Source organism: Fontimonas thermophila, from assembly GCF_900113085.1.
In the GTDB taxonomy this organism is placed as follows: domain Bacteria; phylum Pseudomonadota; class Gammaproteobacteria; order Nevskiales; family Nevskiaceae; genus Solimonas; species Solimonas thermophila.
In genome coordinates this window covers 197,261-212,208 of record NZ_FOOC01000005.1, presented here as the reverse complement: position 1 = coordinate 212,208, position 14,948 = coordinate 197,261, and the positions used below count along the sequence as shown (strand labels likewise).

Sequence of the window (14,948 nt, the reverse complement as noted above, 5' to 3'; positions counted from 1 at the left end):
TCCGTTTGGTGGGGTGAGGACTAGCCGATTGGGGAAGTGTGTTGCGCGGCGTGCTGGGGTAGGGTGGGCATGCGCCTGGTGTGGGCGTGGCAAGAAGACGCAAGAGTGGAGGGACAAGACATGAATACGTGGTTCAAGGCGGTGCTGGTGGGTGCGGGTTTGGTGGTGGGTGTGGCCCATGCGGGTGTGGTCAACATCAACACGGCGGATGCGAAGACCCTGGCGAAAGAGCTCAAGGGTGTGGGTCCTGCGAAGGCGGAGGCGATTGTGAAGGACCGTGCGGAGCGGGGTTTGTTCAAGGCGCCGCAGGAGATCACGCGTGTGGAGGGGATAGGTCCGGCGATTTACGAGCAGAACAAGGACAACATCAAGGTCAAGGACTGAAGCAAAACGGCCTCGAGGGAGGGTTGCAGGCGAGCTTTGGCTCGCCTTCTTTTTTGAAGCGGGGATGGGTTGCTTCGACTCCCCGATCCAGGCAGTGCGCAGGCTTTTGATGCCTTATCAGTGCGCGGGTGTCAGTGCCTGGGTGCAGTTTGCGGGTGATCCGGACGTGCAAACGTAAGGGGCGCGAAAAGCGCCCCTTGGGTTTTTTGATGCAGGTTTGATGCAGGGAAGACTTTATGCCTTGCCCAGTTTTTTGGCGTCTTCTGCCAGCGCTTCGGCCTTGTCGGTTTTCTCCCACGAGAACGCAGTGAAGGTTTCGCCGTTGTCCAGTTTGACTTCGTAGGGTTTACGGCCGAAATGGCCGTAGGCTGCCGTGGCCTGGTACATCGGGTGTACGAGGTCGAGCATCTTGATGATGCCGTAGGGGCGCAGGTCGAAATGACGCCGGATGAGCTTGTCGAGCGCCTGGTCGCTGATCTTGCCGGTCCCAAAGGTTGTGACCATGATCGAGGTGGGTTCGGCAACTCCGATGGCATAGCTCACCTGCACCTCGCAGCGGTCGGCAAGCCCCGCGGCGACGATGTTTTTGGCAACGTAGCGCGCAGCATACGCGGCCGAGCGGTCGACTTTCGACGGGTCCTTGCCCGAGAACGCGCCACCACCATGGCGGGCCCAGCCGCCGTAGGAATCGACGATGATTTTGCGTCCGGTCAGGCCGCAGTCGCCGACCGGGCCACCGATGACGAAGTTGCCGGTTGGATTGATGTGGAACTTGGTTTGCTTGCTGATCCACTTTGCGGGCAGAACCGGCTTGATGATGTGCTCCATCACCGCTTCGCGGAGGTCCTTGAGTTTGATGCCGGGGTCGTGCTGGGTCGAGAGCACGACGGCATCGATGCCGACGGCGACGTCGTTTTCATAACGCAGTGTGATCTGGGATTTCGCATCCGGCCGCAGCCAGGCCAGGCCCCCTTTCTTGGCCTTGCGCACCTTGGCCTGTTGTTCGACCAGGCGGTGGGCGTAGTAGATCGGCGCTGGCATCAGCTCTTTGGTCTCGTTGGTGGCATAACCGAACATCAGGCCTTGGTCGCCGGCGCCTTGTTCCTCGGGCTTTTTGCGGTCAACGCCCATGGCGATGTCGGGGGATTGTTTGCCGATCAGGTTGAGCACGCCGCATGTCGCGCCGTCGAAGCCGACGTCGGAAGAGGTGTAGCCGATGTCGGTGATGACCTTGCGCACGAGGGCTTCGAGGTCGACCCAGGCGCTGGTGGTGATTTCCCCGGCGACGATGGCAACACCCGTCTTGACCAGGGTTTCGCAAGCGACGCGCGCTTTCTTGTCCTGCGCGAGAATCGCATCGAGCACGGCGTCCGAGATCTGGTCGGCGACCTTGTCGGGGTGTCCTTCGGAAACAGACTCGGAAGTAAACAGGAAGTGGCTCACGTCGGGGACCTCGAAAGTGATACGGGATGGGCAAGAGATGCCGGGCGGAACGAACCGCTGCGCGCACGATCCGGGGCCGCGCTGCGATCTGTCCATACGGATAGGCGGATATTGTAAGTCACCGGGGTAGTCGCGGCCAGCATCGCAAAACGGTTGCTACACTGCCTGGACCACGGATTTTCCAGGATTCGAATCATGGCATTGACGGCTTCCAAGATGCTGCCACTGGGCACGCGCGCACCGGATTTTCGACTGCCAGACACGGTCAGCGGTCGCACGCTGGCCTTGGCCGATCTCAAATCCGAGATCGCGACCGTGGTGATGTTCATCTGCAACCATTGCCCGTACGTGAAGCACGTGAATCCGGAGCTGATCCGATTGGCGCGTGACTATCAAAAGCGCGGGGTCGCCTTCATCGCCATTTCCAGCAACGATGCCGAGCGCTATCCCGAGGATGGCCCGGAGCAGATGCGGCGCGTTGCCGCGCAGCTCGGCTATCCGTTTCCCTATCTTTACGACGAGACCCAGGCCGTGGCCCGTGCCTACCAGGCTGCGTGCACGCCGGATCTGTACGTGTTCAATGGCCAGCTTGAGCTGGTCTATCGCGGCCGTCTCGATGGTTCGACGCCGGGCAATGGCGTGCCGTTGACCGGCGCCGACCTGCGGGCGGCGCTCGATGCCGTGCTCGCCGGCCGGCCGGTCGATCCCGACCAGAAGCCGAGCATGGGCTGCAACATCAAATGGCGCGAAGCCGCATGAGATTGCAATCCGACAGCACGGGCAAGTTCCATGAGTGCCGACTGGCTGCTCGCTGACAGCCTTTTGTTGCGCGTGCTCGCACTGGCGGTGGTGGTTCTCCCGGCGGTGCTGATTCTGGCTTGCCGCCGCACTCCCTGGTGGTCCCGTCTGCTGTGGGCTGTATCCACCCAGCTGCCGTGGGCGTTCATCGCGCTGTATCTGGGGGTCTGGCGCGCGCGCTATGCCGAGACTACCGCGCCGGCGCCGCTGGCGGAGGCCGTGGGCTGGTGGACACTGGCGTTTCCGTGGGCGGTCTATCTGCTTTACCGCGCCACGCGGCGCCGGTTTTCTGGCGAGCGGCACTGAACACAGACAGATGGGCGCGCTACCATCGTCGGGCTGAAAATGCTGCGGCTGTATGCGAGGAGGGGAGCGATGCTGACGAGGCGGTGTCTCGGCTGGGCGGGGTGGATGGGGGTGGTCTTGATGCTCACTGCCTGTGGCGACAGCGACCCTCCGGTCGGTGCCGGCGGTGATGAGACGCCAGTCGTAAACGCCGATTTCCATACGCTGCGCACACCGGCGCTCGCCGCTGGCGAGTTCGAGCTGATCACCCTATCGACGCTGCCGGATGCGGTGACCGGTGGTGACGTGCTGGTGGCTCTGCGCGGACTTGCACCCGACGATGCCTATACCGTGACCCGCAACGGGGTCGATGTCAGCGGTGTGTTTGCGCGCCAGGCGGACGGTCAGGTGCGCGGTTTGGTCACCGGTCTGGTCGAAGGGGAGAATCTGATCGTCGCGACCGCACGGGGTGGATCCGGCACGCGCCGTGCCGCGCTGCGCGTGCGCAATCATCCAATCACCGGGCCGGTGATTTCGGGGCCCCACCAGGAGCCTTTTCAGTGCCGCACCGCCGAGGTCGGCCTGGGCGAGCCGCTCGATGAGGACTGCTCGGTGCCGACGCAATACCAGTGGTTTTACCGGTCGAGCGAGGATCAGGGCTTCCATCCGCTCGACGATCCTTATGCGCCCTATCCTTCCGACACGATGACCACGCAGACGAGCGATGGCCGCGCCGTGCCCTTCGTCGTGCGGGTCGAATCGGCGACGATCAACCGCGGCATCGTGCGTATCGCCGTGCTCGACGATCCGGCAGCGCGCGGGCCAGATGCGCCCTTCGATGCCGTGAACTGGAATGGCCGCGTTTACTACGCTTATGGCGAATCCTGCGGTGTCGGCTACGACCAGGGGCGCAACGATCCGACGTTCGTGCTCGGCAATCTCGATCTGACGACGCTGTCGGCCGATCGGCTACTGATCAATCTGGTCGGTATCACCGATCGGCTCGGCAAGGGTGACATCACCGTGCACTCGACGCTGTCCGCGTACGGCGTGCACTGCAATCCGATGGTCAGCATCGAGACGACGATGATGGTCAAGGAGCACATCATCGAGCAGTACGGGCCGATCGAGTTCATGGTGGGCACCAACGGCTCGGGTGCGGCCCTGCAGCAGTACAATGCGATCAACAATGCACCGGGGCTGCTTTCTGCCGGCCTGCCGACGGCGACATTCGCCGACATTTTGTCGACGGCGATGACAGTCACCGATTGTGGTCTGCTGCAGCACTATTACGCCAACAGCGATCTCGATTGGACCGACGCCAAGCGCGCCGCGGTCAACGGCCACAATCTGTTATCCGGCAATCAGTACAACGCGATCTGCCAGAGCTGGGTCGATACCTTCCTCGACCGTATCGATCCGACGCGTGGCTGTTCGGTGCCCGAGGAGATCCGTTATCACCCGACCGAGCGTCCCCACGGCGTGCGCTGTACGATCCAGGACGCAAACGTCAACCTCTTCGGGCGGGACCCGCGGACCGGCTTTGCCCGGCGTCCGCTCGACAACGTCGGTGTGCAGTACGGGCTGGCGGCGTTCAATGACGGGACGATCAGTTTCGAGGAATTCGCCGATCTCAACCGCAAGATCGGCGGTTTCGACATCGACGGCAATTACGTCCCCGAGCGCCACCGCATGGATCCGGAACTGGCGGCCCTGGCTTATCGCATCGGCGCGGTCATCGGCCGCGGTGCGCTGGCCGAAACGCCGGTGCTCGATCTTGCGCCTTATCTCGATCTGATTCCGACCGCCAACATCCATGAGGCGGTGCGCCCGTTCACGGTGCGCGCGCGCCTCAACGCGCGCACCGGCCAGCAGCAGACCCAGGCGATCTGGCGCGGTGTCGTCACCCAGGCCGATGCTTACCCGGTGATGGAGGAATGGCTGCAGGCCTTGCGCGCGCGCCGGCCCGAATACGGAGGTGATCACGTACAGGCGGTGATCGCCGCCAAGCCGGCGGCAGCCGGTGACCGCTGCACGTTCGGCACGGTCGGCGGACGGCTGGAGCTGCCATCGGCAATCCTCCTGCCGCTGGGGATCGCGCAACTGCCCCTGCTGCCGGGCGCCGGTGTGCCCGGCCTGGACATCCCCTTACGCGTTGACGTGCCCGAGACCTGGGAAGCCGACGGATCGGGGCTCGGGCCATGCGCGACGCTGCTGCCGGTCACCCGCACGCCGCGCATGGTGGCCGGCATGCCGATGACCGACGACATCATCAAATGTCAGCTCAAGCCGATCGATCCGAATGACTATGCCGTGCCCCTGACGCCGGCGCAGCTCGCCGAACTCGCCGAAATCTTCCCCGAGGGCGTATGCGATTACCGCAAGCCGGCGGTCGGCGACGTCGAGCACAGCATGATCTGGCCGTCGCTGGGGGGCGCGGTGTTGCGTGCCCCGCATGAACTCAGGTGGCGGGTCGCGCGGTCGGTGCCGGTGGATTGATCCGCGCTGCCCATCGCCCGTTCATGCCCAGACTGGGTGCTTTCGTCGGCGGAGAGGGGGTGTGGTACTGCCAGGCACAGCGGATTCGCGTAATGTCAGGCATCCGCGTGCCCGGCAGCGGGTCATGCAGGCAAGGACGCGCAGCGGCGCAGGCAAGCGAGGATGGCGATGAACAGGATTCCGGAGCGCACGCCGATGGAACAAGGCCAGGACGGTCCGACCTCGGCCGATGCCGAGGGGCCCCAGCGGCCGCCGGGCAGTCCCGCGGTCGATGCGCTACGGCGCACGGTAGCCGGCGCGCTGACCGAGCTCTTCGGCGGCTTCATGCGTCAACTGCCCCTCGTGCTCGTCCAACGAGCGCGTTCCACGCAAAGCGTTGCAGAGCGACGCGCCTGCCTCGAACTGGCCCAGGCCGTGAAAGGCCCTGGGGGAGAAAACTGGACATGCGATTTCATCCAGCGCGTCGAGAGTCGGCTGATCGGGGCGGCGCGTACCGGCGATTCCGCGGCCGTCGATCCCGAACGCGGTGACGTGCTGCTGCTGACCCGCGCCGAGCTGCGCGCGGAAACGCAATATGCGGCGCTGATCACCGATCTGGATGCGCGCATGCAGAGCGTGCGCCGCACGGTGTATTTCCCGGTGCGCGCCGGTGCCGTCTCGCCGGCCGATCTGTGCCACGCGCTGCAGGAGACGGCGGTGGCGATGAATTGCTCGGGGGGCGCGCTGCGCCTGCTGTTCGAGCAATTCGACGAGCACGTCCTGCCGCTGTTGCCGCGCTTCTACCGCACTTTGCTCGATGCCCTGGCCGATATCGAGGTGCGGGTCACCGAGACGCAGGCCTTGCTGCAGCGCGAGACCTTGCGCGCGCAGCCGATGCAGACGGCAGCCAGCGCGCCGGCGCCTGCCACCGCACCGGCGCATGCCCGGGCAACGCCGGCCGCTGCGTCCAAGGTGCGCCCGATCGATGCCAAGACGCGGGCGATGCTCGAGGCCGCCGTGGCCAAAGGGCCAATCGATGGCGAGAGTTATTCCGACAGCAGGCTCGCCGCCGATTTACTCGCCCTGCAGACCGAAGCACCACTCAGCGGCGGGCCTGACATTCCGCCGGAGCGCCGCTGGGTGCCGCTGCAACGGATCTCGCTGGCCGGTCAGTTTCTCAACGAAGCCACCGAAGATCCGCTGGTGCCGCAGGAGTTGGGGCCGCAGCATGAGTCGGTGCGTTTCCCGCTGGTGAAATCCGCGCTTACCGACGCGACCCTGTTTACCGCCCTGACGCATCCGCTGCGTAGCCTCGTCAACGAGCTGATGCTCAAGGCGGCGACTTCACGCGTCACCGGTACCGTCGAGGCGCGGCAGATGGCCGAAGTCTTGCAGCAGGTGCTCGTGCAGTTCGATCTTGCCCCCGACTTCGTGCGCGAAGCCATGCTCACCGCGCAGCCGATCAGCGAGGAGGAGATCGCCCGCTTTTTCGAGGGTCAGCGGCGGCAGGCACAGCAGCGCCGGGAGGCGGTGGTGCAGGAAGCCAAGCGCCTGGTCGTGCGCGAGTTGGAGCTGCGCACGTTTGGCCGGCCGATCCCGCACCCGGCGATCAAATTCCTCAACACGAGCTGGGGCCCGCTGCTGGTCAAGCGGCTGCTGCAGCATGGCGCGGATAACGCGCACTGGCGCGCCGATCTGGAACGCATGGAAAAGCTGCTCGACGAGCTGGAAACGTCCGATGGCGAGATGCCCCCGCCGCCGAGCTGGCAGACGCTGGTCGCGGAGATGAGCGCGGAGCTCTCTGCGGCCGGGATGTCCGCGGAGCGTGTCAAAGAAGCGCAGGCTCTGCTCGAAACCGCCTGGCAGAGCGCGCGCCAGCGTCTGCCGTTTTGATGCGGATTGGCCTGTCGGCCGCATGCAGCTTGACGTGCCGTCCGTCACGACACCGACACGAACCGAGAGAGGGTCCGCATGCTCAAGCCGTCCTATCCGCTCTATCTCGCCGGCCAGCCGCTGGAGACCGGGCGCCGGCTGCCGGTGACCGACAAGTACTCGGGTGCGATCGCAACCGAGGTCGCGCTCGCCGACCGCACGCTCGTCGAGCAAGCCATCGCCCATGCCGCCGCCGCAACGCGGCCGATGGCCGAGCTGCCGGCTTATGCCCGCCAGGCGGTCCTCGAACACTGCGTGCAGCGGTTTCAGCAGCGTGCCGATGAGCTGGCCATGGCGCTGTGCATCGAGGCCGGCAAGCCGATCCGCGACGCGCGCGGCGAGGTGACCCGTTTGATCGACACCTTCAAATACGCCGCCGGCGAAGCGGTGCGTCTGACCGGCGACTACCTGCCGCTCGATATCAGTGCGCGCGCCCACGGGTACTGGTCGGTGATTCAGCGCGTGCCGGTCGGTCCCTGTGCGTTCATCAGCCCGTTCAATTTTCCGTTGAACCTGGCCGCACACAAGATCGCGCCGGCGATCGCAGCGGGTTGTCCATTCGTCCTCAAGCCGGCGAGCAGCACGCCGGTCGGGGCTTTGCTGATCGGCGAGATCCTCGCCGAAACCGCCTTGCCCGCAGGCGCATTTTCGATCCTGCCGTGTGCGCCGGCGGATGCCGAACCGATGATCCGCGACGCGCGGATCAAGCTGCTGTCGTTCACCGGCTCGCCGGCGGTGGGCTGGGACATCAAGGCCCGCGCCGGGCACAAGCAAGTGATTCTGGAGCTGGGCGGCAATGCGGCCTGCATCGTCGATGCCGATGCCGATCTCGACGATGCGGTGCAGCGATTGATCTTCGGCGCTTTTTACCAGTCGGGGCAGTCCTGCATCAGCGTGCAACGCATCCTCGCGCACAGGTCGATTTACGCGGCCCTGCGCGAGCGTCTCGTCGCGGCGACGCGATCACTCGTCTGTGGCGATCCGCGTGACGAGCGGACCTTCGTCGGCCCGCTGATCGCCGAGCGCGAGGCGATCCGTCTCGCAGAGTGGATCGAGGCGGCGATCGCGCGCGGCGCGCGCCTGCTCTGCGGTGGCGAGCGCCACGGCGCCTTGATGACGCCGGCGTTGCTGGAGAACGTTCCGCGCGACTGTGAGCTTTACGCCTGCGAGGCGTTCGGTCCGGTCGCGCTGCTCGCGCCCTTCGACGACTTCGAGGCCGCGCTCGACGAGGTCAACGATAGCCGCTACGGGCTGCAGGCCGGTGTCTTCACGCGTGATCTGCACAAGGCGCGGCGAGCCTGGAACCGGCTCGAGGTCGGTGGGGTCGTCATCGGCGACGTGCCGAGTTTCCGCGTCGATCACATGCCCTACGGTGGAGTCAAGGAATCGGGGCTGGGTCGCGAGGGCGTGGCCTGGGCGATCGAGCATCTGACCGAACCACGGATCATGGTCGTGCGCACCCCGCCGCGCTAGCAGGCGCCGGCTGCTCCGCCGATGTCCGCGCGGTGCGTTTTGTCCGCACCGCGCCGATTTTGCGCCCAGTGCTCTAGGGGAATAGCACGACCTGGCGCACGGCCGCGCCGCACGCCAGGCGGTCGAAGGCGGGGTTGATCTCGTCGAGCGCGAGCGTATGGGTGAGCAAGCGGTCCACCGGCAGGCGACCGGCGCGATGCAGGGCGATGTAGCGCGGCAGATCGCGCCGGGGGACGGCGGAACCCATGTACGAGCCTTTCACCGTACGTTCTTCGGCGACCAGACTCACGGCAGAGATCGCGAACTGCTTGTGCGGATGAGGCAGGCCGACGGTGACCGTGGTGCCGCCACGGCGCGTCGCAGCATAGGCCTGCGCGAGCGCCGCTTCCGACCCGGCGGTTTCGAGCGCACAGGCGGCTCCGCCGCGTGTGATCTCACGCACCTCGGCGACGCCGTCCGGACCGGCCAGCACGGTATGCGTCGCGCCGAGTGAGCGGGCCAGTTCCAGCTTGGCCGGCAGCACGTCGATGGCAACGATCGGGTGGGCGCCGGCGGCAAGCGCACCGAGCAGGGCGGCAAGACCGACCCCGCCCATGCCGAAGATCGCGACGCTGTCCCCAGGCGCAACATGTGCCGTATTGACGACGGCACCGACACCGGTCATGACCGCGCAGCCGAACAGCGCGGCGATTTCCGGCCGCAGGTCCGGATCAATGCGCACGGCCGAGCGCGCCGAGACGACCGTGTACTCGGCAAACGCGGAAACACCGAGGTGGTGATGCAGCATAGTGCCGTCGTCCGCGCGCCAGCGCCGCGCCCCCGACAGCAGGGTGCCGGCGACATTGGCCTGTGCGCCGGGTTCGCATAGAGCGGCGCGGCCCTCGGCGCAGTAGCTGCAATGGCCACAACTGGGCACGAAGGCGAACACAACGGTATCGCCGGGTGCAAAACCGGCGACGTCAGGGCCGCACTCGACGATTTCACCCGCCGCCTCGTGCCCCAGCACCATCGGCATGACCCGCGGGCGTGAACCGTCGATCACGGAAAGATCGGAATGACACAGGCCTGCGGCACGCACGCGCACCAGCAGTTCTCCTGGCCCCGGCGGATCGAGTTCGAGTTCGGTCACGCGCAACGGCTGCGAACGGGCATAAGGCGCGGGTAGGCCCATCTGGCTGAGGACGGCGGCGCGGACTTTCATGCGGCGGACTCCGGCGAGAGCACGTGCAGGCGCGTGAGCGCTGCGCGCAGGCGTTCGGGTATCGGGGTCGGTCGGCGGCTGGCGCGATCGACGAAGACGTGCACGAACCAGCCCTCGGCCGCCGGCGTCGATGCCTGCTCGCGGAACAGGCCGATCTCGTAGCGCACGCTGGAGCGCCCGAGATGAGCGACGCGCAATCCGGCATCGATCGAGTCTGGAAAGGCCAGGGAATCGAGGTAGCGGCAATGCGATTCCGCGCACACGCCGATCACGCCGCCGGCGTGGATGTCGAGACCCCCTTCGCGGATCAGCCAGGTATTGATGACGGTGTCGAAGTAGCTGTAGTACTCGACATTGTTGACGTGGCCATAGACGTCGTTGTCTTTCCAGCGCGTGGTGATGCGCTGCAGGTAGGGATAATCGTGGCGGCTCGTTCCCACGGGCGCTCCCGAAAAACATTCTGGGTCGTGATCCTAGGCTGCGCGGCTGGCGCCGGCAAAGCCCGGGACTACCCAGCGGGGATGATCCTGCACCATAATCTGGCTTCTCGCACACCGCTGGAGGAGACCGGCAATGCCGATGCTGCAAGGGCAGATGATGGACGCCCCGCTATTGATCTCGTCGCTGCTGCGCCATGCAGAGCAGTATCACGGTGATACCGAAATCGTCTCGCGCACGGTCGAAGGGTCGATCCACCGCTACGGCTACGCCGATGCCGCGCGCCGCGCACGCCAGCTGGCCAATGCGTTGAAGCGCCTCGGTGTGCAGCCGGGCGACCGCGTCGCAACCCTGGCCTGGAATGGTTATCGCCATTTCGAGCTGTATTACGCCGTTTCCGGCATCGGGGCCGTCATGCACACGGTCAATCCGCGCCTGTTTGCCGAGCAGATCGCGTGGATCATCAACGATGCCGAGGATACGGTGCTGTGTTTCGATCTGACGTTCGCGCCGCTGGTCGAATCGATCGCTGCCAAATGCCCGAGCGTGAAGCACTGGGTCGCGCTGACCGATCGCGCCCACATGCCGGCTCAGCCGATTCCCAACCTGATTGCCTACGAGGAGTGGATCGCCGCCGAGACGGACCGCTACGACTGGCCGGAATTCGACGAGCGCAGCGCCTGCACGCTGTGCTACACCTCGGGCACGACGGGCAATCCCAAGGGCGTGCTTTATTCGCACCGCTCGATGCTGCTGCATACCTTCAGTGCAAGCTTGCCGGATGTTTTCGGTGCCTCGGCACGCGATTGCATCCTGCCCGTGGTGCCGATGTTCCACGTCAATGCCTGGGCGATTCCGTACATCGCTCCGATGGTCGGCGCCAAGCTGGTGTTCCCGGGCCCGTCGCTCGATGGTGCGAGCCTGTATGAACTGTTCGAGACCGAGGGGGTGACCTTCTCCGCCGGCGTGCCGACGGTCTGGCAAGGCCTGCTGCAGTATCTGCAGACCCACAAGCTGCGGCTGACGACGCTGCGCAAATGCGTGATCGGCGGGTCTGCCTGTCCACCGGCCTTGATGCAAACCTTCGAGCGCGACTACGGCGTCAAGATCCATCACGCCTGGGGCATGACCGAGCTATCGCCGCTGGGGACCTTCAACACGCTCAAGAAGAAGCATCTCGCGCTGTCGAAAGAGGAGCAGTTCGCGATCGAGGTCAAGCAGGGTCGTCCGCCATTCGGGGTGCAGCTCAAGATCGTCGATGCCGATGGCCGCGAGCTGCCGCGTGACGGCAAGGCGTTCGGCGATCTGCTGGTCAAGGGGTACTGGGTGATCGACCGCTACTACAGGGCCACGGAGAGCCCTTTGCGCGATGGCTGGTTCCCCACCGGTGACGTCGGCACGCTCGACCCCGATGGCTACCTGCAGATCACCGACCGATCCAAGGACGTCATCAAGTCCGGTGGCGAGTGGATCAGCTCGATCGATCTCGAGAATGTCGCCTGCGCCCATCCCGCCGTGGCCCAGGCTGCCGTGATTGGCGTGCGCCATCCGAAATGGGACGAGCGGCCCTTGCTGATCATCGTCAAGAAACCCGGACAGGAGGTCAGCCGGGAGGAATTGCTGGCGCTGTATCCGGGCAAGGTCGCGAAGTGGTGGATTCCCGACGACGTCGTTTTCGTCAGCGAGCTGCCGATGACCGCGACCGGCAAGATCTCCAAGCTGCGCCTGCGCGAGATCTTCAAGGATCACAAGCTGCCGACGGCCTGAGGCGATTTCGGCCATCAGCCGCAGCGCAGACTCTCTCCGTACGCTGCTTTTCGCAGCAAGGCAACGAAAAACCCGCCGGTAGCCAGGCTACCGGCGGGTTCGTATTGCGGCCGTGGGGGGTCAGTCCTCGATGACCTTGAGTTCGACGCGGCGGTTTTCCTCGCGCCCCTCCTCGGTGTCATTGGTCGCGATCGGCCGGCTCTCGCCATAGCCGACCGGGGTCATGCGGCTGGCCTCGATGCCGCGGCCGACCAGATAGGTCTTCACCGCGTTGGCGCGACGCTCCGACAGACCCAGGTTGTAGGCATCGGTGCCGATCGAGTCGGTGTGGCCTTCGAGTTCGACCTGGACATCCGGATAGGCCTGCAGCGTGGCGGCGACTTCGTTGAGGATTTCCATCGCCTGCGGTGTCAGACGGTCCGAGTCGAACTCGAACTTGACGCCGCGCAGGATGAATTTCTGCTCGACCGCGCAGCCGTTTTCATCGACCTGCTCGCCGGCACGCGGCTTGCGGCAGTCGCCGACCAGGGCGCAGCCGTTGGCGAGCACCTTGGCCCCGGCCGGGGTGTTCGGGCACTCATCCTCGGCGTCGAGTACGCCGTCGCCGTCGGAATCGAGCGGGCAGCCGTTCTCGCCGACCTGCGTGCCGGCCGGCGTGTCCGGGCACTGGTCGAGACGATCGACGACGCCGTCGCCGTCGGAATCCCGCTCACAGCCGTTTTCATCGACGATGGCGCCGGCCGGCGTGTCCGGGCAGCGGTCGAGATCGTCCGTCACGCCGTCATTGTCGGCATCGCCGGTATTGGTGGTGACCACTTCCGCACTCTGAGGCTGGGCATCGGCGACGACGCCCAGCGGCAACAGCAGGCCGAGGTTGAGCAGGCCGTCGCTGAACGCGCTGCTGCCGGGGTTGACGCCGGCCTCGTTGCGATCGTGCTGGTCGGTGCGGTAACGCGCCTCGCCGCGCAGCAGGATGCGCTGCGTGAGCGGGTACAGATAGCCCGCGCCGACGTCGAACACCGTCGAGCGGTAATTCGGGATCAGCCCCGGGTGATGGTCGGCGGCGCCGTACATCAGCGCGAGCACGCCATAGAAATTCGGGCTGCTGGTGGACGGGAAGATCATCGCCCCCACGCCGACACCCTTGAAATCGACGGTGTCCCCCGCGCCGGATTCCGGATCCATCTGCGAGAAAAAGCCGGTCAGCTCCAGCGTCATGCCGCTGGTGACCTTCTTGCCGATCGAGATGATGCCGCCGATGCCATCGTCGGTGCCGCGGTCTTTGTCCACGCGGCTAAAAGAAAACATCGGCGAGACGTAGTACGGCCGTCCGGAGAGCGCCGGCTCGGCTGTCGCCTCGGCGCCGGAATCGTCCGCCGATTCGCTGTATTCATCCTGGGCCAGTGCGGGCTGGGCGACCGCCAAGGTCAACAGGAACGTGAACAGCCCCAAACGTCGTTTCATCAGTTTCTCTCCTTGGATCTGCCCTTCGCAGGACGCTCGACCCGCTAACTATAGCAGCGGCCCTTGCGTCCGTGTCGAGTCTCGTTGACGCGGGATGCTGTGGTGCACGCAGGGGTCGGTATAATGCGCGGCCCTGCGCCATCCGACCGCCATGGAAGCCCAGCAGATCCGCAATGAGGTGACGGCCCTGCGAGCGCGTTTCGACGCGCTGCGGGGCTATCTTTGACTACGACAACAAGCGCGACCGGCTCATCGAGGTCAATGCCGAGCTGGAACGTGCCGATGTCTGGAGCAAACCCGAGTATGCCCAGAACCTGGGCCGCGAGCGTGCGCGGCTCGAGGATGTCGTGCGGCCCCTGGAACGCGCTGACGCCAGCCTGAAGGAGGCGCTCGAGCTGCTCGAACTCGCCGAGGCCGAACACGACGCCGCCACCCTCGATGAGATCGCGCGTGATCTGCACCAGCTCGGCCGGCTTGCCGACGAGCTCGAGTTCAAGCGCATGTTCAGTGGCGAACTCGATGCCGCCAATGCCTATCTCGACATCCAGGCCGGTGCCGGCGGCACCGAAGCCCAGGACTGGGCCGAGATGCTGCTGCGCATGTACATGCGCTGGGCCGATGCCAAGGGTTTCAAGGTCGAGCTCCTGGAGCGCTCGGACGGCGAGGTCGCCGGCATCAAGTCGGCGACGATTTACGTCCAGGGAGACTACGCCTACGGCTGGCTGCGCACCGAGACCGGCGTTCATCGTCTGGTGCGCAAGTCGCCGTTTGATTCCGGCAACCGCCGCCACACCTCGTTCTGCGGTGTCTTTGTCTCACCGGAGGTCGATGACGACGTCGAGATCGAAATCAATCCGGCGGATCTGGAGGTCACGACTTACCGCTCCAGCGGCGCCGGCGGCCAGCACGTGAACAAGACCGAGTCGGCGATCCGCATCAAGCACGTGCCGTCGGGTATCGTCGTCGCCTGCCAGACCGAGCGCAGCCAGCACGCCAACCGCGACCGCGCGATGAAAATGCTCAAGGCGCGGCTCTACGAAATCGAGATGCAGAAGCGCAACGCCCAGAAGCAGGCTCTGGAAGAATCCAAGGCCGACATCGAATGGGGCAGCCAGATCCGCTCTTACGTGCTCGACCAGTCGCGCATCAAGGATTTGCGCACGGGTGTCGAGATCGCCGATACCCAGAAAGTGCTCGATGGCTATCTCGATCCATTCATCGAAGCGAGCCTCAAGCAGGGGCTCTGACCGGCAGACGCCACGGGCGTTACCGTTTTTGGCCCGAC

12 protein-coding genes are annotated in these 14,948 nt (G+C 65.4%); 8 read left to right on the top strand and 4 right to left on the bottom strand.

The genetic code is table 11. The features are described 5' to 3' along the window. Window positions 1–120: 120 nt before the first annotated feature. Window positions 121–384 (top strand): ComEA family DNA-binding protein, encoded by a 264-nt coding sequence (locus BMZ48_RS07245; RefSeq protein WP_091533435.1) that lies wholly within the window; start codon window positions 121–123, stop codon window positions 382–384. A gap of 234 nt (window positions 385–618) precedes the next feature. On the opposite strand, the gene metK is transcribed toward BMZ48_RS07245, so the two are convergent. Next, a complete protein-coding gene (gene metK / locus BMZ48_RS07240; RefSeq protein ID WP_091533392.1) occupies window positions 619–1,827 on the bottom strand; it encodes a methionine adenosyltransferase in 1,209 nt (402 codons plus the stop codon). Between the two features lie 195 nt (window positions 1,828–2,022). Here metK and BMZ48_RS07235 point away from each other — a divergent pair, with 195 nt between their 5' ends. The 5 genes from BMZ48_RS07235 (at window position 2,023) to BMZ48_RS07215 (ending at window position 8,793) form a co-directional block, all read left to right on the top strand. After that, window positions 2,023–2,586 carry a thioredoxin family protein gene (locus tag BMZ48_RS07235; RefSeq protein ID WP_091533389.1) on the top strand — a complete coding sequence of 188 codons (564 nt, stop codon included), beginning with the start codon at window positions 2,023–2,025 and terminating at the stop codon, window positions 2,584–2,586. Between the two features lie 30 nt (window positions 2,587–2,616). After that, a complete protein-coding gene (locus tag BMZ48_RS07230) occupies window positions 2,617–2,931 on the top strand; it encodes a hypothetical protein (RefSeq protein WP_091533387.1) in 315 nt (104 codons plus the stop codon). Window positions 2,932–3,000: 69 nt separating this feature from the next. After that, the gene (locus tag BMZ48_RS07225; protein ID WP_143383651.1) at window positions 3,001–5,409 is read left to right on the top strand and encodes a DUF6351 family protein; all 2,409 of its coding nucleotides are present in this window, start codon (window positions 3,001–3,003) and stop codon (window positions 5,407–5,409) included. A gap of 168 nt (window positions 5,410–5,577) precedes the next feature. Further along, window positions 5,578–7,281 (top strand): DUF1631 family protein, encoded by a 1,704-nt coding sequence (locus BMZ48_RS07220; RefSeq protein WP_159431112.1) that lies wholly within the window; start codon window positions 5,578–5,580, stop codon window positions 7,279–7,281. A 78-nt stretch (window positions 7,282–7,359) separates the two neighbouring features. Next, on the top strand, window positions 7,360–8,793 hold the full coding sequence (locus BMZ48_RS07215) for an aldehyde dehydrogenase family protein (protein WP_091533379.1): 1,434 nt from the start codon (window positions 7,360–7,362) through the stop codon (window positions 8,791–8,793). Window positions 8,794–8,866: 73 nt separating this feature from the next. Here the strand turns inward: BMZ48_RS07215 and BMZ48_RS07210 are convergent, their stop codons facing one another. Further along, window positions 8,867–9,994 carry a zinc-dependent alcohol dehydrogenase family protein gene (locus BMZ48_RS07210; RefSeq protein ID WP_091533377.1) on the bottom strand — a complete coding sequence of 376 codons (1,128 nt, stop codon included), beginning with the start codon at window positions 9,992–9,994 and terminating at the stop codon, window positions 8,867–8,869. Further along, window positions 9,991–10,434, bottom strand: a complete 444-nt coding sequence (locus BMZ48_RS07205) for an acyl-CoA thioesterase (RefSeq protein WP_091533374.1) — start codon at window positions 10,432–10,434, stop codon at window positions 9,991–9,993. The genes BMZ48_RS07210 and BMZ48_RS07205 overlap by 4 nt, the downstream gene beginning before the upstream one ends. Window positions 10,435–10,567: 133 nt before the next feature. On the opposite strand from BMZ48_RS07205, the gene BMZ48_RS07200 reads away from it, so the two are divergent. Continuing rightward, window positions 10,568–12,199, top strand: a complete 1,632-nt coding sequence (locus tag BMZ48_RS07200; RefSeq protein WP_234981557.1) for a 3-(methylthio)propionyl-CoA ligase — start codon at window positions 10,568–10,570, stop codon at window positions 12,197–12,199. 120 nt (window positions 12,200–12,319) lie between these two features. Here BMZ48_RS07200 and BMZ48_RS07195 read toward each other — a convergent pair whose 3' ends face one another. Next, on the bottom strand, window positions 12,320–13,663 hold the full coding sequence (locus BMZ48_RS07195) for an OmpA family protein (protein ID WP_200769554.1): 1,344 nt from the start codon (window positions 13,661–13,663) through the stop codon (window positions 12,320–12,322). Between the two features lie 151 nt (window positions 13,664–13,814). On the opposite strand from BMZ48_RS07195, the gene prfB reads away from it, so the two are divergent. Continuing rightward, window positions 13,815–14,910, top strand: a protein-coding gene (gene prfB, locus BMZ48_RS07190) for a peptide chain release factor 2 (protein ID WP_143383650.1) whose coding sequence is annotated in 2 segments (ribosomal slippage) — window positions 13,815–13,886 and window positions 13,888–14,910 — 1,095 coding nt in all. Because the reading frame shifts where the segments join, the coding sequence is not laid out codon by codon here. The last annotated feature ends 38 nt before the right edge of the window (window positions 14,911–14,948 follow it).

Excerpts from the sequence above, each read along its gene's own strand:
- BMZ48_RS07245 (WP_091533435.1), top strand. The coding sequence starts at position 121 with ATGAATACGTGGTTCAAGGCGGTGCTGGTGGGTGCGGGTTTGGTGGTG.
- BMZ48_RS07235 (WP_091533389.1), top strand. The coding sequence starts at position 2,023 with ATGGCATTGACGGCTTCCAAGATGCTGCCACTGGGCACGCGCGCACCG.
- BMZ48_RS07230 (WP_091533387.1), top strand. The coding sequence starts at position 2,617 with ATGAGTGCCGACTGGCTGCTCGCTGACAGCCTTTTGTTGCGCGTGCTC.
- BMZ48_RS07225 (WP_143383651.1), top strand. The coding sequence starts at position 3,001 with ATGCTGACGAGGCGGTGTCTCGGCTGGGCGGGGTGGATGGGGGTGGTC.
- BMZ48_RS07220 (WP_159431112.1), top strand. The coding sequence starts at position 5,578 with ATGAACAGGATTCCGGAGCGCACGCCGATGGAACAAGGCCAGGACGGT.
- BMZ48_RS07215 (WP_091533379.1), top strand. The coding sequence starts at position 7,360 with ATGCTCAAGCCGTCCTATCCGCTCTATCTCGCCGGCCAGCCGCTGGAG.
- BMZ48_RS07210 (WP_091533377.1), bottom strand. The coding sequence starts at position 9,994 with ATGAAAGTCCGCGCCGCCGTCCTCAGCCAGATGGGCCTACCCGCGCCT.
- BMZ48_RS07200 (WP_234981557.1), top strand. The coding sequence starts at position 10,568 with ATGCCGATGCTGCAAGGGCAGATGATGGACGCCCCGCTATTGATCTCG.
- BMZ48_RS07195 (WP_200769554.1), bottom strand. The coding sequence starts at position 13,663 with ATGAAACGACGTTTGGGGCTGTTCACGTTCCTGTTGACCTTGGCGGTC.